The 18620-nt window shown below is 70.3% G+C and carries 16 protein-coding genes; 8 read left to right on the forward strand and 8 right to left on the reverse strand.

Translation table 11 applies throughout. The annotated features are described in order from the left end of the window. Window positions 1-130 precede the first annotated feature (130 nt). Window positions 131-532, forward strand: coding sequence for a response regulator (locus N5D62_RS20755; RefSeq protein WP_279759794.1), 402 nt, complete (start codon window positions 131-133; stop codon window positions 530-532). Between the two features lie 100 nt (window positions 533-632). Here the strand turns inward: N5D62_RS20755 and N5D62_RS20760 are convergent, their stop codons facing one another. Both N5D62_RS20760 and N5D62_RS20765 read right to left on the reverse strand, forming a co-directional pair. Then, complete coding sequence (locus N5D62_RS20760; RefSeq protein ID WP_279759795.1) at window positions 633-1973, reverse strand: sigma-54 dependent transcriptional regulator; 1341 nt, start codon at window positions 1971-1973, stop codon at window positions 633-635. After that, window positions 1966-3852, reverse strand: a complete 1887-nt coding sequence (locus N5D62_RS20765) for an ATP-binding protein (protein WP_279759796.1) — start codon at window positions 3850-3852, stop codon at window positions 1966-1968. Before N5D62_RS20765 ends, N5D62_RS20760 begins: the two co-directional genes overlap by 8 nt. Before the next feature lie 286 nt (window positions 3853-4138). Here N5D62_RS20765 and N5D62_RS20770 point away from each other — a divergent pair, with 286 nt between their 5' ends. The 4 genes from N5D62_RS20770 to N5D62_RS20785 are packed head-to-tail and all read left to right on the forward strand — an operon-like array spanning window position 4139 to window position 7764. Then, window positions 4139-5062 carry a branched-chain amino acid ABC transporter permease gene (locus N5D62_RS20770; protein ID WP_279759797.1) on the forward strand — a complete coding sequence of 308 codons (924 nt, stop codon included), beginning with the start codon at window positions 4139-4141 and terminating at the stop codon, window positions 5060-5062. A gap of 13 nt (window positions 5063-5075) precedes the next feature. After that, window positions 5076-6206 carry an ABC transporter ATP-binding protein gene (locus N5D62_RS20775; RefSeq protein WP_279759798.1) on the forward strand — a complete coding sequence of 377 codons (1131 nt, stop codon included), beginning with the start codon at window positions 5076-5078 and terminating at the stop codon, window positions 6204-6206. Window positions 6207-6228: 22 nt separating this feature from the next. Then, the gene (locus tag N5D62_RS20780) at window positions 6229-7023 is read left to right on the forward strand and encodes an ABC transporter ATP-binding protein (protein ID WP_279759799.1); all 795 of its coding nucleotides are present in this window, start codon (window positions 6229-6231) and stop codon (window positions 7021-7023) included. Between the two features lie 24 nt (window positions 7024-7047). Further along, window positions 7048-7764 (forward strand): ABC transporter ATP-binding protein, encoded by a 717-nt coding sequence (locus N5D62_RS20785; RefSeq protein WP_279759800.1) that lies wholly within the window; start codon window positions 7048-7050, stop codon window positions 7762-7764. 113 nt (window positions 7765-7877) lie between these two features. Here the strand turns inward: N5D62_RS20785 and N5D62_RS20790 are convergent, their stop codons facing one another. The 3 genes from N5D62_RS20790 to N5D62_RS20800 all read right to left on the reverse strand — a co-directional run bounded on the left by N5D62_RS20790 (window position 7878) and on the right by N5D62_RS20800 (window position 10264). Next, entirely contained in the window at window positions 7878-8471 is a 594-nt protein-coding gene (locus N5D62_RS20790) for a GNAT family N-acetyltransferase (RefSeq protein WP_279759801.1), read from the reverse strand. A 148-nt stretch (window positions 8472-8619) separates the two neighbouring features. Continuing rightward, complete coding sequence (locus tag N5D62_RS20795) at window positions 8620-9603, reverse strand: alpha/beta hydrolase (protein WP_279759802.1); 984 nt, start codon at window positions 9601-9603, stop codon at window positions 8620-8622. 172 nt (window positions 9604-9775) lie between these two features. Continuing rightward, a complete protein-coding gene (locus tag N5D62_RS20800) occupies window positions 9776-10264 on the reverse strand; it encodes a MarR family transcriptional regulator (protein WP_279759803.1) in 489 nt (162 codons plus the stop codon). 169 nt (window positions 10265-10433) lie between these two features. Between N5D62_RS20800 and N5D62_RS20805 the strand changes: the two genes are divergently transcribed. Next, window positions 10434-10787, forward strand: coding sequence for a hypothetical protein (locus N5D62_RS20805; RefSeq protein WP_279759804.1), 354 nt, complete (start codon window positions 10434-10436; stop codon window positions 10785-10787). Between the two features lie 35 nt (window positions 10788-10822). On the opposite strand, the gene acpA is transcribed toward N5D62_RS20805, so the two are convergent. After that, a complete protein-coding gene (gene acpA / locus N5D62_RS20810; RefSeq protein ID WP_279759805.1) occupies window positions 10823-12529 on the reverse strand; it encodes an acid phosphatase in 1707 nt (568 codons plus the stop codon). 169 nt (window positions 12530-12698) lie between these two features. On the opposite strand from acpA, the gene N5D62_RS20815 reads away from it, so the two are divergent. Continuing rightward, window positions 12699-14129 (forward strand): cytochrome c peroxidase, encoded by a 1431-nt coding sequence (locus N5D62_RS20815; protein ID WP_279759806.1) that lies wholly within the window; start codon window positions 12699-12701, stop codon window positions 14127-14129. Window positions 14130-14288: 159 nt separating this feature from the next. Beyond that, a complete protein-coding gene (locus N5D62_RS20820; protein ID WP_279759807.1) occupies window positions 14289-15371 on the forward strand; it encodes a substrate-binding domain-containing protein in 1083 nt (360 codons plus the stop codon). A gap of 13 nt (window positions 15372-15384) precedes the next feature. Here the strand turns inward: N5D62_RS20820 and N5D62_RS20825 are convergent, their stop codons facing one another. Continuing rightward, the gene (locus N5D62_RS20825; protein WP_279759808.1) at window positions 15385-16188 is read right to left on the reverse strand and encodes a class I SAM-dependent methyltransferase; all 804 of its coding nucleotides are present in this window, start codon (window positions 16186-16188) and stop codon (window positions 15385-15387) included. Between the two features lie 87 nt (window positions 16189-16275). After that, window positions 16276-18510 carry a TonB-dependent receptor gene (locus tag N5D62_RS20830; protein ID WP_279759809.1) on the reverse strand — a complete coding sequence of 745 codons (2235 nt, stop codon included), beginning with the start codon at window positions 18508-18510 and terminating at the stop codon, window positions 16276-16278. Between the last annotated feature and the right edge of the window lie 110 nt (window positions 18511-18620).

The following is an 18620-nucleotide window of genomic DNA, read 5'->3' on the forward strand; positions in this document are numbered from 1 at the left end:
CGCCCGAGGGCACGGCGATTGCCCACCAGCGCCATCTCACGTCCGTGGCGTGATGCCGGGGGTCTGGTCTTGCCGCCGGTGCCCGCGCGTCCGGACGGCACTTCATGGACCTCTTGCCGCAGGGATTGCCATGCCGCGTCATGTCGTCATCGTCGATGACAACCTCGAATCCAGCGAGACGCTGGGCATCCTTCTCGAGCTGGAGGGGTACAGCACCGCGACCGCCGCGAGCCTGGGCGAGGCGCGGCTGCGCCTGGCCGAGCGCCGGCCCGACGTGCTGATCCTGGACCGGGTGCTGCCCGACGGGCAGGGCATGGACTTCGTGACCGAGGCGCTGAAGGGCGGTCCCATGACGATCGTCATGCTGACCGGCATGTCGGCGCCGGAGGACGCGGTGGAGGCGATCCGCCGCGGCGCGACCGCCTATCTGGTGAAGCCCGCGACGATCGACCAGTTGAACGCGGTCCTCGATGCGCAGCCGAGGAAGGACGATCGCCTGTCGCGGTATGGGGGCGGGGTTTTTGCGGCCTGACCGCGAAAATTTCTCTTCCCTGCCGGTGCGCCGGCGCCGCGCCGGGAGGGCGGCACACCGATCGCGCACCGGGCTCCCGCTGGCGCGCTCGTCGTGGTTCTCAGCGGAACTCGTCGAGCTGGATCCCGTGGCGGTGCAGCTTGTCGTACAGCGTCTTGCGCGGCGTCCCGAGCAGCTCCATCGCCGCCGGCACCTTCCCGCCCGCGCGCCGCAGCGCCTGCTCGATGAGCGCCTTCTCGACCATTTCCATCTGCCGCGCCAACGCCAGGTTGGGCACCGCCTGGATGGCGGCCGAGGAGTCCAGGTCGTCCAGCGCCAGCACGAAGCGGTCGGCCGCGTTGCGGATCTCGCGCACGTTGCCGGGCCAGTCGTGGGCCATCAGCTCGCGCAGCTTGTCGGGGGTGAGTTCGGGCGCCTCGCGCTCGTAGCGCTTGCAGGCCTGCGCGACGAAGTGCTCGAACAGCAGCGGGATGTCCTCGCGGCGCTCGCGCAGCGGCGGCAGCACGAGCGTGGCGATGTTGAGCCGGTAGTAGAGGTCGCTGCGGAACTGCCCGCGCTCGCCCATCTCCTTCAGGTCGGCCTTGCTGGCGGCGATGAAGCGGACGTTGATCGGCTGTTCCTCGTTGGAGCCCAGGCGCTCCACGCGGCGTTCCTGCAGCACGCGCAGCAGCTTGATCTGCAGCGGCACCGGCATGGTCTCGATCTCGTCGAGCAGCAGCGTGCCGCCGTTGGCGTGCTCGATCTTGCCGATGCGGCGCTTGCCGGCCGAGGTGAAGGCGCCGGACTCGTGGCCGAAGAGCTCGCTCTCGAACAGCGCCTCGGGCAGCCCGCCGCAGTTGATCGCGACGAAGTGGCGGTCGCGCCGCGGGCTCTGGTCGTGCAGGCAGCGCGCGACGAGCTCCTTGCCGGTGCCGGTCTCGCCCAGGATCATCACGTCGGCCGAGGTCGACGCCAGGTTCAGCACCTGGCGGCGCAACTGCTGCATCGCCGCGGACTTGCCCAGCAGCGCGGCCTCGATGCCGCTGGCCGCCGACAGCTGCGCGCGCAGCTCGTCGGCCGAGTGCCGGATCATGCGCAGGTCCAGCGCGCGGCGCGCGGTGTCCAGCAGCCGCTCGGGCGCGAAGGGTTTCTCGATGAAGTCGTAGGCGCCGCTGCGCATCGCCTGCACGGCCATGTTCACGTCGCCGTGCGCGGTGATCAGGATGACGGGGATCTGCGGATCGGTCGCCTGCACGTGCGCCAGCAGCGCGCGCCCGTCCATGCCGGGCAGCCGCACGTCGGTGATGACGATGACCTGCGCGCCGGGCTGCACGTGCGGCAGCGCTTCCTCGGCGGAGCGGCACGGCACGACGCTCAATCCCTCGAGCTCCAGCGTCTGCGTCAGGCTGACCCGCACCGGCAGGTCGTCCTCGACGAACACGACCTTGTAGCCCTCAAACATACTGGTCCTCCTCGGCCTGCCAGGTGTCGACCTCCAGGTCGAATTCGAAACTCATGCCTTGCTCCAGGCGGAGCGCGCGCAGCGCCCCGCCGAATTCGTGAACGATCTTGGACGAGATCACCAGCCCCAGCCCCAGGCCCTCGCCGGCGGGCTTGGTGGTGAAGAAGGGCTCGAACAGCCGCGGCAGCAGCGATTCGCTGAGCCCCGGCCCGGTGTCCTGCACCTGCACCAGCACGCGCCGGCCCTCGTCCTGCGGGACGGCGGCGACGCGAAGCCGGCGCTCGTGGCCCTCGTGCGGCGGCTCCGACGCGATCGCGTCGATGCCGTTGGCGAACAGGTTCACCAGCACCTGCTCGAGCCGGTTGGACTCGGCGCTGACGCGCAGCCCCGGCGGCACGTCGACGTCGATGCGCAGGTCCAGCGAACGGGTGCGGTGCTCCAGCAGCAGCCGCGCGTTGTTCACGCAGGCCAGCAGCGACACGGCCGCGCGCGCGGGCTCCGCCTTGCGGGCGAAGCTCTTGAGCTGGCGCGTGATCTGTCCCATCCGCTCGACCATGTCGTCCATCGTCTGCAGGTTGTCCGCGACCGCTTGCGTGCGACCGGCCTCCAGCAGACGTTGCGAATTCCGTGCCAGCGCGCGCAGCGCCGTCAGCGGCTGGTTGACTTCATGCGACAAGCCGGCCGACATCTGCCCCAGCACCGCGAGCTTGCTGGTCTGCAGCAGCTCGCCCTCGGCCTGGCGGCGCTGGGCGATCTGGTCGAGCAGTTCCTCGTTGGTCTGGCGGAGTTCCGCCGTGCGCTCGCCCACGATCAGCTCCAGCTGCGCATGCGCGTTCTGCAATTCGGTCTTGGCGTGGAAGAGCTGGCGCAGCGCGCGCCGGCGCGACGCGAGGTACAGCAGCAGCATGCCGATCGCCGCGCCGAAGGCCGCGCCGCTCCAGGCGGCCAGGCGCGCCTGGCGGCGCACCTCGGACAGGTCCGACAGCGCCAGCAGCCGCAGGCCCAGCGGCAGCAGCTGGCGCTCCTGCGCCAGCAGCGTCGTGCTGGCCGGCGCCGGCGCCCGCACCAGCAGGCTGTTGTAGGCCTCCAGCGCGCCGGGCAGGTTCAGGTCGGGGCCCACCCGCGGGTAGCGCGCGCTGGCCTGCAGCCGGTCGCGCTGCGCGACGTCGGCGCGGTTGAGCACCGCGTAGCGCCAGTCCTCGACCGAGCTCATGATCACCACGCCCTGGTCGTCGGACACCAGGATGCGCTCCCCCTGCGAGCGCAGCCCGAGGTCGACCCAGGTCGACTCCAACGGGGCCAGGTTCAGCTTGACGACGATGACGCCCTGCAGCTGCTGGTTGCGCCGCAGCGGATGCAGCAGGAAGAAGTTGGTGGAGCCGCTCAGCCCCGCCTGGCCGGCGTCGGAGGCGAAGAAGTGGTGGCGGTCGAGCTCGATGGCCTGCTGCAGCCGCAGCGGCGGGGTCAGCGGCTCGCTGGCCGCGAGCACCCGCCCGTCGGGGTCGGCCACGAAGATCTGCGTCGTGCCGGCGCGCACGTTCACCCGCGCCAGCATCAGGCTGGCGGCCTTGCGCAGCGCCTCGTCGCCGGGGTGGTCGACGAGCTTGACCAGCGTGTCGTCGATCGCCAGCAGGCTGGGCAGGTAGGCGTGGCGGCCGAGCTCGGTCTGCAGGTTGGAGGCGTAGAGCTCCAGCCGCTCGGTGGCCAGCGCGCTGAGCTGGTCCAGGCTGGCGCGCTCGCTGAGCCGGTGGCCCAGCAGCAGGCCCAGCAGCATCAGCACGCCGGTCAGGTACAGGTAGAAGCTGGGCCGGCCCAGGGAGTACGCCAGCCGTTGACGCAACGACGCGGAGGCGAAGGAGGAAGTGACGACCGGTTCCATGGAAGACGAGAAATCGCCGCCCAGTGTGCCCAAGTTGGCGCGCGGCAAGCACCCGGCGGGCCGGCTTTTTTACGGCTGGCGACTAATCGCCCGGCTGTCGAGGCGGTTTGTGCGGATTTCCGCACCTCGTTGCGTCGCCGAGACTGGGAACACAACGTCGACGGGTGCGCACGCATGCACCCATGTCGGTGAATACCCTTGAAACGGACGGACTGGCACGGGGGTTGCACCCCGAAGGGCCGTCACGCGGCGCGAGCCGTGTCCAACAACATGATGCTGGGGCCTTATGGAGATACTTTTTCAGCAGATCATCAACGGGCTGGTGCTCGGGAGCATGTATGCCCTCGTCGCGCTGGGCTACACGATGGTTTACGGGATCATCAACCTCATCAACTTCGCCCACGGCGAGGTGCTGATGGCCGGGGCCCTGGTGAGCTGGACCGTCGTCACGGCGCTGGCCGGCGCGGGGCTGCCGGGCTGGCTGCTGATGATCATCGCGCTGGTGTGCGCGATCGTGGTCTGCACGCTGCTCAACTTCACGATCGAGAAGATCGCCTACAGACCGCTGCGCAACGCGCCGCGGCTGGCCCCGCTGATCACCGCCATGGGCATGTCGCTGCTGCTGCAGACGCTGGCCATGATCATCTGGAAACCGAACCCGAAACCCTTCCCGCAGCTGCTGCCCACCGACCCGATCCAGATCGGCGGCGCGGTGATCACCGTGACGCAGGTGCTGATCCTGGTGTCGACCGTGGTGATCCTGGGCGGGCTGCTGTTCCTGGTGAACCACACCAAGATGGGCCGCGCGATGCGCGCCACCGCCGAGAACCCGCGCGTGGCCGCGCTGATGGGCGTCAAGCCTGACGCGGTGATCTCGCTGACCTTCATCATCGGCGCCGCGCTGGCCGCGGTGGCCGGCCTGATGTGGGCCGCCAACTACGGCACCGTGCAGCACTCGATGGGCTTCATGCCCGGACTGAAGGCCTTCACCGCCGCGGTGCTGGGCGGCATCGGCAACCTCGCCGGCGCGATGGTCGGCGGCGTGCTGCTGGGCCTGATCGAGGCGATCGGCGCCGGTTACCTCGGCGACCTGACCGGCGGCGTGCTGGGCAGCCATTACGCCGACATCTTCGCCTTCATCGCGCTGATCCTGGTGCTGACGCTGCGTCCGTCGGGCCTGCTGGGCGAACGCGTCGCCGACCGCGCCTGAGGAGCCCCGAACCATGTTCCAAAGCAAATCCTCCAAGCTGATCACCTTCCTGGTCGCCGGCGCGCTGCTGCTGGTGCTGCCGCTGTTCGCGCAGACCTTCGGCAACGGCCCGGTCCGGATCATCGACCTGGCGCTGCTGTACGTGCTGCTGGCGCTGGGCCTGAACATCGTGGTGGGCTACGCCGGCCTGCTCGACCTGGGCTACGTCGCGTTCTACGCGGTCGGGGCTTACCTGTTCGCGTTGCTCAACAGCCCGCACCTGGCCGAGAACTTCGAGCACATCGCCGCGGCCTTCCCGCAGGGGCTGCACCTGCCGCTGCTGCTGGCGATCGCGCTGGCGGCGCTGCTGGCCGGGCTGTTCGGCGTGCTGCTGGGCGCGCCGACGCTGAAGCTGCGCGGCGACTACCTGGCCATCGTGACGCTGGGCTTCGGCGAGATCATCCGGGTGTTCCTGAACAACATGGAATACCCGCTGAACATCACCAACGGCCCGCGCGGCATCGGCCAGATCGACGGCGTGCACTTCCTGGGCTTCGAGTTCAGCCAGAACCACGAGATCCTGGGCTTCGCCGTGAACTCGGTGTCGATGTACTACTACCTGTTCCTGGCGCTGGTGATCGCGTCGGTGGTGATCTGCTACCGGCTCGAGAACTCCCGCATCGGCCGCGCCTGGATGGCGATCCGCGAGGACGAGATCGCCGCCAAGGCCATGGGCATCAACACCCGCAACATGAAGCTGCTCGCGTTCGGCATGGGCGCGACCTTCGGCGGCGTGGCCGGCTCGATGTTCGGCGCCTTCCAGGGCTTCGTCTCGCCCGAGTCGTTCAGCCTGCAGGAGTCGGTGATGATCGTGGCGATGGTCGTGCTGGGCGGCATCGGCCACATCCCGGGCGTGATCCTGGGCGCGCTGCTGCTGGCGGCGCTGCCGGAAGTGCTGCGCTACGTCGCGGGCCCGCTGCAGGAGATGACCGACGGCCGCCTGGACGCGGCCATCCTGCGCCAGCTGCTGATCGCGCTGGCGATGATCACGATCATGCTGATCCGTCCGCGCGGCCTGTGGCCGTCGCCGGAGCACGGCAAGTCGCGGCCGTTGCCGCCGGGGTCGCAGCCGCCTGCGAACGCCGGCAGCACCATCAACGCCTGACCCGTGCGAGGAGCGAGAAACAATGACTGAAACCGTACTGAAAGTGGCCGGCGCGTCCAAGCGCTTCGGCGGCCTGCAGGCGCTCTCCGACGTCGGCATCGAGATCAAGAAAGGCCAGGTCTACGGCCTGATCGGCCCCAACGGCGCCGGCAAGACGACCTTCTTCAACGTCATCACCGGGCTGTACGTGCCCGACGGCGGCACCTTCGAGCTGGGCGGCCAGCCCTACAAGCCGCAGGCGGTGCACCAGGTCGCCAAGACCGGCATCGCGCGGACCTTCCAGAACATCCGGCTGTTCGCCGAGATGACCGCGCTGGAGAACGTGATGGTGGGCCGCCACGTGCGCACCCGCTCGGGGCTGATGGGCGCGGTGTTCCGCACCCCCGGCTTCAAGAAGGAAGAGGCCGACATCACCGCCCGCGCCCGCGAGCTGCTGGAGTACGTGGGCATCGCCAAGCACGCCGACTTCAAGGCCCGCACGCTGTCCTACGGCGACCAGCGCCGGCTGGAGATCGCGCGCGCGCTGGCGACCGATCCGAAGCTGATCGCGCTGGACGAGCCCGCCGCCGGCATGAACGCGACCGAGAAGGTCGTGCTGCGCGAGCTGATCGACCGCATCCGCAACGACGGCCGCACGATCCTGCTGATCGAGCACGACGTGAAGCTGGTGATGGGCCTGTGCGACCACGTGTCGGTGCTGGACTACGGCAAGCTCATCGCCTCCGGCACGCCGGCGGAGGTGCAGCGCAATCCCAAGGTGATCGAGGCCTACCTCGGTGCCCACGCGGCGCAGGAAGCGGCCCACGCGGCCCCCTGATCCCGACCCATGGAAACTGAAAAGATGGCAGACAACATCCTCCTCCAGGTCGAGGGCCTCAAGGTCGCCTACGGCGGCATCCAGGCAGTCAAGGGCGTGGACTTCGACGTGCGCGAGGGCGAGCTCGTCTCGCTGATCGGCGCCAACGGCGCGGGCAAGACGACCACGCTCAAGGCGGTCACCGGGCTGCAGCCGGTGGCCGTGGGCGACATCAAGTTCCTCGGCCGCTCGATCAAGGGCCAGGGCGCCTGGAACCTGGCCAAGCAGGGCCTGGTGATGGTGCCGGAGGGCCGCGGCACGTTCACGCGCATGACCATCACCGAGAACCTGCAGATGGGCGCGTTCATCCGCAAGGACAAGGAGATCGAGGCCGACATCGAGAAGGTCTTCGGCCTGTTCCCGCGGCTGAAGGAACGCCGCGCGCAGCTGGCCGGCACGATGTCGGGCGGCGAGCAGCAGATGCTGGCGATGGGCCGCGCGCTGATGGCGCGTCCCAAGCTGCTGCTGCTGGACGAGCCGTCGATGGGCCTGTCGCCGATCATGGTCGACAAGATCTTCGAGGTCGTGAACGACATCCACCAGCAGGGCGTGACCGTGCTGCTCGTCGAGCAGAACGCCAGCCGCGCGCTGGAACTGGCCACCCGCGGCTACGTGATGGAGTCGGGCGCGATCACGATGAAGGGCGACGGCAAGGCGCTGCTCAACGACCCGAAGGTGCGCGCGGCCTACCTGGGCGAATGACGCGGCGCGCCGCCGGGCGCGTTCCCCACGAAGAAGGGCTCCCTCGGGAGCCCTTTTGCATTGGCCCTGGCGTCGGCGCCGGCCTCGATGCGGAGGCCGCGGGGGGCGCTGGTTCAGGCCTCGCCGGGCCGGTCGCGCGGCACCAGCGCGAGGTAGTCGTCGAGCCGGCCGCCGTCCAGCGGCTTGACCATCACGCGCAGCGCGTTGACGCGCTCGCCCATCGTGAGGCCGTCGCGGCGGCGCACCTCGACGAAGCCCTGGCGTTCCCAGAAGCGCTCGGCGCGCCGGTTGCCGACCACCACGCCCAGCCGCACCCAGGCCGCCCCGTGGCGGCGCATCCAGCGCTCGAGCTCGGCGTAGATCTCGCGAGCGGCCGGCGAGCCGTGCAGCGACGTGGCCACGATGAACAGCCCCACCAGCCACACGCCGGGCGCCATCAGGTCCGACACCAGCGACGCCATCGCGACCAGCTCGCCGCTCTCGTCGGCGTAACCGAGCAGCCGCTTGGCGCTGAAGCTCCAGCCTTCGGGGGGAACGTCGCGGATCTCCTCACGCGCTTCGTCCACCCGCGGGGGGAGGCCGTTGACCTCCTCGAAGTACAGCGGGTTGCGCTCGTAGAACCGTTGGAGAAGGTCCTCGTCCTCGGCCTGAAGTTCGAACACGCGCACGTGCGGCAACAAGGAGGAGGGCGGGAGGGGAATCGGCATCGGCAGGGTCCACGTGCCGGCGCCTCGGTGCGCCGGCCATCGGAAAGATCACCGAGCGTACCAAACGAATCGCATGCCGAAATCCCACGTCTCCCTTCCCCCGAAGGTGGGGGAAGGGCGGAGCGGTCGTCTCCCGACGACCGGAGGCTCACTGGCGGATGAAGGCCAGCAGGTCGGCGTTGAGCCGGTCCTTGTGCGTGTCGGTCAGGCCGTGCGGCGCGCCTTCATAGACCTTGAGCTGCGCGCCCTTGATCAGCTTGGCGGAGGCGCGGCCGGCGGTGTCGATCGGCACGATCTGGTCGTCGTCGCCATGGATGACCAGCGTGGGCTTGTCGAACTTCTTCAGGTCCTCGGTGAAGTCGGTCTCGGAGAACGCCTTGATCGAGTCGAACGTGTTCTTGTGGCCGCCTTGCATGCCCTGGAACCACCAGTTGTCGATCAGGCCCTGCGAGACCTTCGCGCCCGGGCGGTTGAAGCCGTAGAACGGACCGGCGGGGATGTCCTTGTAGAGCTGCGAGCGGTTGGCCAGCTGCGCGGCGCGGATGCCGTCGAAGACCTCCTTGGGCACGCCGTTGGGGTTCTTGTCCGACTTCACCATGATCGGCGGCACCGCCGAGACCAGCACCGCCTTGGCCACGCGCGAGGTGCCGTGGCGGCCGATGTAGCGGGCGACTTCGCCGCCGCCAGTGGAGAAGCCCACCAGCACCGCGTTCTTCAGGTTCAGCGTCTCGATGACGGTGGCCAGGTCGTCGGCGTAGTGGTCCATGTCGTTGCCGTCCCACGGCTGGCTGGAGCGGCCGTGACCGCGGCGGTCATGGGCGATCACGCGGTAGCCCTGGTCGGCCAGGAAGATCATCTGCGACTCCCAGCTGTCCGAGTTCAGCGGCCAGCCGTGGCTGAAGACGACGGGCTGGCCGTTCTTCGGGCCCCAGTCCTTGTAGTAGAGCTGCACGCCGTCCTTGGTCGTGATGAAGCTGCCCGCGGGCTGGGCGCCGGCGACCTTGGCGGGAGCGGCCTTGGCCTCGGCCGCGAGGGCCGGCGTGGACACCGCGCCGACGGCGGCGACGGCGAGCGTCGACAGCACCAGCAGCTGACGGCGGGATTGGCGGGCGAGGGAAGCGAGTGCGTTCATGGTGGGCTCCTTCAGGGGGGTGGGTGAGAGGTGGGGTGAGAGGCGGGGGGTGAGAGGTGACGGGGCGTTGCGTGGTGGTGGATGAAAACGGGTTGTCTTGCGTTTGCGAATTATTCGTGTGCTAAGTATTTGGGGCGGTCGAGCATGGCTTGAAGTCGGGGGGACGCGGAGCTCAGCCGGCGGACTTGCGAGCCATCCGCTCGCGCAGCGTCAGCAGCCGGTCGCGGAGGTCCATCAGCTCGGCCAGGTCGGAATCCGACGCGTCGACGATGCATTGCGGCAGGTGCATGGCGCGCTTGCGCAGCGCGCGGCCGGCGTCGGTCAACGTGATCAACACCTGGCGCTCGTCCTGCGGCGGGCGGTCGCGGCTGACCAGGCCCGCGGCCTCCAGCCGCTTGAGCAGCGGGGTCACGGTCGGGGAGTCGAGGAACACGCGCTCGCCGATCTCGCCGACGGTCAGGCCGTCGCGCTCCCACAGCACCAGCATCACGAGGTACTGGGGGTAGGTGAGCTCCAGGTCCTTGAGGAGCTCGCGGTAGACCTTGTTCAGCCCCAGCATCGTCGAGTAGATCGCGAAGCAGAGCTGCTGGTCGATCTCCAGCGGGACCGCGGCGTCGACCTTGCCGGTCGACTTCTGCTTGGAGGTGGTGGTGCGTGCCATGGAGCGAAATTTAATTCGCACGCAAAGTAATTGCAAGCGAAAAGATTCGCCGGGGTCCGGCGCAGGGTCTTCGACGCCCGGCGACACCGCCGCCGTCATCAGCCGCTACATCGCGCGCGGGCACAATGCGCGCCGCCCGACAGGGCATCCACAACCACAGGGAGAACCCATGCGCCACGTCGCATTCGCTCAAGCCGCGCTGGTCGCGGCCACGCTCTTCGCCGCCCAGTCCGCCTCGGCCCAGGAAGTCGGCTTCCGCCGCGTGCTCAGCATCGGCTGCCACAACACCGACAACACCTGCTTCGTCACCCTCGACGGCGCCCCCTTCGGCCAGACCTCCGGCTGCCCCCGCGCGCCCGACACCGAAGTCCGCTTCGACAACGGCGACACCGCCGAAGGCCGGCGCACCTACGCCTCGCTGCTCCTGGCCATGCAGACCGGCGCCCCCGTGACCGTGTCGATCAACGGGTGCACCGTCCAGGGCTCGATGAAGCTGCAGTACTTCCGGGTCTACAAGGGCTGACTTCGGGTCGAGGCACCGGGGACGGTGCCTTCCGCTTACTGCTGGAGATCCAGCGCCGCGGTCATGTCGCCCATCGGCTGGCCGCCGGCCGCCTTGAGGGCGTCGTCACGCTGCTTGAGGCCGGGCAGCAGGTCCAGGCCGAAACGGCGCGTGATCAGGCGCAGCACCGAAGCGGTGTCGTACTGCGTGTGGTCGACCGTGCCCTTCTTCGAGTAGGGCGAGATGATCAGCGCCGGGATCCGCGTGCCCGGGCCCAGCTTGTCGCCCTTGGGCGGCGACAGGTGATCCCACTGGCCGCCGTTCTCGTCGTAGGTCACCACGATGACCATGTTCTTCCACTGCGGGCTGGCCTGCAGTTTGGCCACCAGGTCGGCGATCTTCTGGTCCGCGTTGACGATGTTCGCGTAACCCGGATGCTGGTTGTACAGGCCCTCCGGCTTGTAGAACGTCACCGCCGGCAAGGAACCCGCCGCCGCGTCCTTGACCAGGTCGTCGTAGTCCTTCATGTGCGTCGCGCGATCGGTCGCGTTCTTCACCGGGTCCATGTTGGCGTAGAAGTTGAACGGGTGATGGTGCGTCTGGAAGTCCACCGCGTCCGTCGCCGCCACGCCGTTGGCATTGCCCGCGTAGATCACCGTGCGCTTGGCCGTCGCCACCTGCTGGCCGTCCTTCACCGCCGCGTTCCACGAGCCCGCGTACCAGGCCCAGCTCACGCTCTCGGCGCTCAGCAGGTCGCCGATGTTCTTCTGCGTCTGCGCCGGCAGCGTCGTGTTCTTCGACGCGTCCGCGAACAGCGCGTCGTTGCCGTTCAGGTCGGCCGGGCCGTTGCCGCTGGGCTGGAAGGCCGGCTGCATCGTGTTGACCGCGTAGAACTTGTTGTCGCCGAAGTAGTTGGCCGGCGTGATGTTGCCCGAGCCCGCGAAGGTCGGCGCGCCGTCCAGCGCCGAGGCCTTGCTCGTCCCCGCCAGCGTCAGGTTGCTCGTGTACGAGCCGTCCGCGTTCTTGTCCACGACCTGGATCGTCGGCTTGGCCGCGGCCGTGTCGGCGTTCGGGTACTCCGGCGCGCAGGCGCAGATCAGGTACTGGTGGTTCAGGAAGGAACCGCCGAAGGCGCCCTGGAAGAAGTGGTCCGCCAGCGTGTACTGCTGCGCCAGCTTGTACAGCGGCGAGCCGCTGTAGTCGAAGTAGCCCATCACCAGGCCGCCCGAGTCGGCGAAGGCGGCGAACATGTCGTTCTTGCCGCCGTTGATCTGCATCTGGTTCTCGAAGAAGCGGTGATACAGGTCGCGGGTGACGACGGAGCCGTCGATCGTGGCGTTGGCGCTGGCCTTGAAGGCGGTGCCGATGTTGAACGGCGCGTTGGCCAGGCCGGCGCTCTGCGCCTGCGAGACTGTCACCGCGCTGCCCGGCGCCGTCACGCCGCCCCAGACCGGCGGCAGCGTCGCCAGCGCCTGGCCGTTGCGGTCCTTCTGCGCGATGTAGGCGGCCGTCGGCTTGCCGTCGCTGCCGACCACGGTGCCCAGGCCGTCGGCGCCGGGGAAGTTGCCGTACAGGTTGTCGAAGGCGCGGTTCTCGGCGTAGATCACGACGATGTTCTGCACCTTGCTCTGCAGCTGCGCGGTCGGGTCCGTGGACGCGGCATCGTCGTCCTTGCCCAGGCAGCCGCCCAGCATCAGCATCGCGCCGAGCGCGAGCGGGGTCAGCGCCAGGGTCAGGCGCGGGGCACGGGAGGAAATCTTCATGTGGCTAGCTCCAACAGGGGAATGGCGAACGGCGCGCAGCTTCGTTTCGCCGCATGACACGTCCGTGTCATTCCGTGCCGGTACACCGTTGTTTGCGCACAGTTCCTGCGTGGCGCGTGAGAGATGCGTTAAGAACCTTGCGTGATTCCGTGAATCCGTTGCTGTTTCGTTGCTGACCACCGTGATCGACCCGACCGCTTCCCCCATCCCCGCCACCCGCCGTGCGCGTCGCGCCCCGCCGTCCTGGTTCACTGCCGCCGCCGTCGCGGGCGGCGCCGTCGCCTGCCTGGCTTTCGGGATCGGCCTCGGCCACGCCGCCGCGCCCGGCGACGCCCACCCGCCGGCCCCCGTGCCGGCCGCCGCGGTCGTGAAGGTCGCCACGGCGTCTCCTTCCGCCTCGGCCACCGCCGCGCGGCCGTTCTACGCGACCGCCTTCGAGCGCAAGCCCGATGCGAACGCGCTGACCGAGCTCGGCCGCAAGCTGTTCTTCGACAAGACCTTGTCGGCCTCGGGCGCGATGGCGTGCGCGTCCTGCCACGACCCGGCGCATGCCTACGGCCCGCCGAACGCGCTGCCGGTGCAGCCCGGCGGCGCCAGCGGCGCGGTGCCGGGACTGCGCGCGGTGCCGTCGCTGATGTACCGGCAGCAGACGCCGCAGTTCTCGGAGCGCTTCTTCGACAACGACGGCGACGACAGCCTCGACCAGGGCCCCACCGGCGGCTTCGCCTGGGACGGCCGCGCCGCGTCCGCGCACGAGCAGGCGGAGGCGCCGCTGCTGTCACCGTTCGAGATGGCCAACACCGACCGCGGCGCGGTGGTGCGGCGCATGGCGGGATCGCCCAACGCCGCCGCGCTGCGCGAGGCCTTCGGGCCGCGCCTGTTCGACGACGCGGGCCTGGCCTGGAACGCGCTGGTGCTGGCGCTGGAGGTGTTCCAGCAGAACCCCAAGGACTTCGCGCCGTTCAGCAGCCGCTACGACGCCTACCTGCGCGGCAAGGGCGTGCTGACGCCGCAGGAGGCCCGCGGGCTGGCGCTCTTCGAGGACAAGGGCAAGGGCAACTGCGCGTCGTGCCACGTCAGCGTGATCAAGCGCGGCGCGTTCCCGCTGTTCACCGACATGGGCCACATCGCGATCGGCGTGCCCCGCAACCCGGCCATCCCGGCCAACCGCGACCCGGCCTTCCACGACCTGGGCACCTGCGGCCCGCTGCGCACCGACCTGAAGGACCACCCCGAGTACTGCGGCCTGTTCAAGACGCCGTCGCTGCGCAACGTGGCGACGCGGCGGGTGTTCTTCCACAACGGCGCGATGCGCTCGCTGGAGGAGGCGGTGCGCTTCTACGCGCTGCGCGACACGGACCCGGCGCGCGTCTACGGCCGCGACGCCAAGGGCCGCGCGCGCAAGGACGCCGACCTGCCGGCGAAGTACGAAGGCAACCTCAACCGCGAGCGCCCGTTCGGCGGCGAACCCGGCGACAAGCCGTCGCTGAGCGAGCCCGAGATCCGGGACATCGTCGCGTTCCTGAAGACGCTGGACGACGTGCCGCCCGCGGCGCTGGCGTCCACCGGGAAGGGCCCCGGCGGGCGCGCCGGCCGCTGAGCATGCCCGCAGCCCGGAGGCCCCAAGCCGCCGGCTCCAAACCGCCAGCCACGCGGCCCGCCGACCTCCGACCTCCGGCGGCCTGCCGGCCCCCCGTGGCCGCGCGATGGCGCAACGGTCCCGACGGGCGCAAGATCGCGCCCCGAGGAGACCACACCGATGACTGTCCGCCGCCATGCCGGCCTGTCCCGCCGCGCCTTGCTGGGCCTGGCGAGCCTCGTGCTCGCCGCGAGCCAGGCGGCGCACGCGACACAGGGGTCGCAGGGAACGCCCGCCGCCGCGAAGGAGCGCCCGCGCCGCGTGGCCTTCATCGCGCAGGACTTCCGCAACGGCGGCATCGCCGCGGTCTTCCGCGGTTTCGAGGAAGCCTGCCGGGAACTCGGCTGGACCTTGCAGGTCAGCAACGGCGGCGGCGAACGCGCCCGGCTGCGCGCGGAGTTCGGCCGCGCGCTGGCCACCGGTCCGGACGGCATCGTGCTGGGCGGCTTCAACGAATCCGACGTCGCCGACCTGCTGCCGCAGGAGCACGGCGCGGCGCGGCCGGTGCTGGTCGGCTGGCACGCGGCATCCCGGCCCGGCGCGACCTCGCTGCTCTACGCCAACGTCACCTCGGACCCGACGGCGGTCGCGGACATGGCGGTGGAGCTGGCGACCCAGTCCGAACGGCCGCGCGTGGGCGTGGTGATCTTCGGCGACAGCCGCTTCGAGATCGCCAACGTCAAGACCCGGCGCATGGCCGAGGGGCTGCAGCGCTGCGCGCGCTGCGAGGTCCTGGCCATCGAGGACCTGCCGATCTCGAGCGCCGCGCGCGACATGCCCGCGGCGCTGACGCGGCTGCAGCGGCGCTTCGGCGCGCGCTGGACCCATGTGCTGGCGATCAACGACGTCTACATGGATTCGCTGAGCTTCCCGCTCCGCGCGATGGATCGCGCCGATGTCGTCGGCATCGCCGCGGGCGACGGCTCGCGGCTGGCGCTGAGCCGGATCCGCTCCGGCCGCTCGATGCAGCTGGCCACGATCGCGGAACCCACCGGCCTGCAGGGCTGGCAGCTGGCCGATGAACTGCGGCGGGCCTTCGCCTCGCAGCCGCCCAGCGGCCGGGTCGCGCAGCCGATCGCGGTGACGACGCAGCTGCTGCAGGCCTTGCCGGTGCTGGGCAGCGTCGACGACCGGCTGGGCTACCGGGAGAGCTACCGGCAGGAATGGTTCGGGTCTCCCGAGCCGCGGACGCCGCGGCCCTGAGCCGCGGTCGGCGTCAGGCCGAGGGCGCAGGTCCCGTCGAGGCGCCGTCGACACCGACATCGCCGTCGACACCGACATCGCCGCCGTCGCCGTCGGTGGCGCCCGTGTCAGTGGCGGGCCGCCGGCCGCAGAAGAACTCCCACACCGACTTCGGCTTGCCATAGCGGCTCAGCGTGCGCTTGGCCAGGTGCTCGATGTCGAAGCAGGGCGCGAGCGCCTCGCGCAGCTTCTCCTCGGTGAAGAACTGCTTGGCGACGCCGTCGACGACGACGAGCCGCCAGTCCGACGCGTCGTCGGGCGCGCCGTAGTGCCAGTCGTCGGACGCGTTGACGCAGCCGATCAGCTTGCCGCCGTCGGCCAGCACCCGGGCGATCTCGCACAGCGCGCGGCGCGTGTCCTCGCGGTCGAAGTAGTGCAGCGACAGCTGCGCCACCGCGAGGTCGAACTCGCCGTCGCGCAGCATCGGCATCGCGCGCACGTCGGCCAGCAGGGGCCGGGCGCGTGGCGACTGCTGGCGGCAGCGCGCCAGCGCCTCGGCCGAGATGTCCATCGCGGTGACGTCCACGCCCATCTCCAGCAGCGCGGCCGTCTCCCAGCCGTCGCCGCAGCCGATGTCCAGCGCGCGCCGCACGCCGGGCAGCCGGTGCTGCCAGCCGCTCAGCCAGGGCTCCTGCTGGCTCAGCGCGTGCGCGGCGTAGCGGCGGTCCCAGACGTCGGCGGGCGCGTCGGGCATGTCGGGCACGGCGGGCGCGACGGGCGCGGCGTGTGAGTCGGGCGCCTCCTCGGAGGCGGGCAGGTCGGGCGGTAGGGCGGTCATGCGGCCGAGCCTACCGTGTCCGACCCCGCCGCGCGGTGCGCCGGCCCACCTTCACCCGATCCAGGCGACAGGGCCGGCGGCCTCCGCTCAGAACGTCTTGGTCAGGCTGACGTAGACGGTGCGGCGCTGCCCGTACTGCGGCGCGCCGACGCCGATGCCCGAGCCGTCGCGCAGCTGGTAGCCCTTGTCGAACAGGTTGAGCACCGACAGCCGCGCCTCCACCGGACCGCCGCCGCCCAGGTCCAGCGTCTTGCTGACATCGGCGTTGACGCTGGTGTACGAGGGCAGGTGGGTCGTGTTGGCGAAGCCGTTGCGCAGGCCGCTGCCGAACAGCGCGCTCGCGCCGACCGCGTAGCCCTCGGGCAGCCGCACGTTGAAACCGGCCGAGGCGCTGAGCTTCTGCTCATGGTCCAGGTGCACCCAGTTGCCGGCGATGAAGTCCAGCTCGTCGGGCTCGAAGTTGAACTGGCCGGTCTCGACCTGCTTGGCGCGCGCATGCACGCTTCCCAGGTTCACGTAGGCCGACCAGTCCTTCTCCTTGTAGCTGGCCGACAGGTCGACGCCGTAGATGCGGCCGTGCGCGTAGTTGAAGGCCGAGTAGATGAGCGCGTTGCCGAACTGGCCCTCGTCCTGCAGGTGCTGCACCGCGCGGTAGTAGCCGTCCACGCCCAGCGTCAACTGGGGCGTGACCTGCCAGGCCAGGCCGGCGTCGTAGTAGTTGGAGCGCTCGGACCGGACCGCGGTGTTGGCGTCGCTGGGCAGCGCGTTGGTCGTGCCGGCGAAGGCCGCCACCGAGGTGGTGTCGATCTTCTCCGTCGGCGGCGGCGTGAAGTAGCGCGCGTAGCCGGCATGGGCGCGCAGCGTCGGCGTGGCGTCCCACACCAGGCCGATGCGGGGGCTGAGCTGGTGTTCCTTGGTCACCGTGTCGACCTGGTCGTAGCGCACGCCGTAGTTCAGCGTCAGCGCGCGGTCCAGCTTCCATTCGTCCTGCAGGTAGGCGCCCCACAGGTGGCCGCCCAGGCGCCCGCCGTCGGCGATGGACAGCGGCGTGGCGCTGGTCGGGTTGCCGCCGTCGTCGGCCGGGAACACCCGCGCGTCGTTGCGCGTGCTGGCGTGCTCGCGTTGCGCGAACAGGCCGGTGCGCAGCGTGTGCGCGCTGTCCAGGCGCCAGCTCAGGTCGGCCTGCGCGCCGTTGGCCTCGTTGCGGCGCAGGATGTCCGCGGCCACGCCCAGGTACTGCAGGTCGCCGACCGGGTCGGGCGTGTAGTGCACGTCGGTCGTGCGGTGGAACAGCGAGACCTGGTAGTCCACGTCCCGGCCGAGCGCGCCCTGGTAGCTGAGCACCGCGAAGCGGTTGCGCTCGCGCTGGCGGGCGTCGAGCGTGCTCGAGTCCTTGTCCGGCACGCCGTCAAGTTGGAACGCGGTCGACTGCCCCGGCGAGTTCGGGATCTGGAAGCGGTTGTTGGTGACGCCGGCCATCGCGGTGATGCGGCTGTCGTCGCCCAGCAGGTAGGACACCAGGCCGAAGGCCTTGCCCTGGTGCGTGCGGTCGTGCAGCGCGTCGCGCGAGGCGGTCGGGTTCTCGATGCCGAGGTCGTTGCCGAGGTAGGAGCCGCTGAACTCGTAACTCAGCCGGCCCTGGCTGCCGTGCAGCGACAGGTCCAGCTCGCGCGAGCGCTGCGTGCCCAGCGTGACGCCGACGCTGCCGGCCAGCGGCTTGTCGTCGCCGTCGACGCCCTTGGTCGTGATGTCGACGATGCCGGCGGTCCGGTAGCCGTATTGCGCCGGCAGCGCGCCGGTGAGCAGGCTGATGCTGTCGGCGAAACGCGTCTCCAGCGTCTGGCCGAAGCCGCTGATCGCCTCCGGGATGACGACGCCGTTGATGCGGTACTGCAGGTTGGCATGGTCGCCGCGCACGTGCAGCCCGCCGTAGGAGTCCTGCACGACGCCCGGCGTCTGCAGCAGCACCTGGTTCAGCGGCGTGTCGTCGCCCTGCGGCAGGCGGCCGATGTCGGCCTTGTCGAACTTGTAGATCGTGCTGCCGGTGTCGGGCGAGAGGCCGTTGCGCGCGGCATCGAGCCGGCTGCGCGCGCCCTGCACCTGCACCGTGGGCAGCGGGGTGCCGGGCGAGGCGGAGGGGGCGGCCTCGGTCGAGGCGGAGGGCGAAGAGGAGGGCGAAGACGAAGCGGCGGAAGCGCCCGTGGCGGGCGAGGCCGAGGCGGGCGAGGGCGCGCCGTCGTCGGCGCGCGCGGGCAGCGCGTGCAGCAACGGATAGGCGAGCGACAGGGACAGCGCGAGCACGCGCAGCGGTGGCATGGACATGGTGGTTCTCTGAAGGCGACGGACCACGGAGCAAGGGTCCGGCGCGAAGTCGGATCGGACGCGGGCCGGCGCCGCCCGGGCTTCAGCGAAGCGCGGGCGCGATCGGCGAC

It is taken from the genome of Mitsuaria sp. GD03876 (assembly GCF_029840635.1).
Taxonomy (GTDB): Bacteria; Pseudomonadota; Gammaproteobacteria; order Burkholderiales; family Burkholderiaceae_C; genus Roseateles.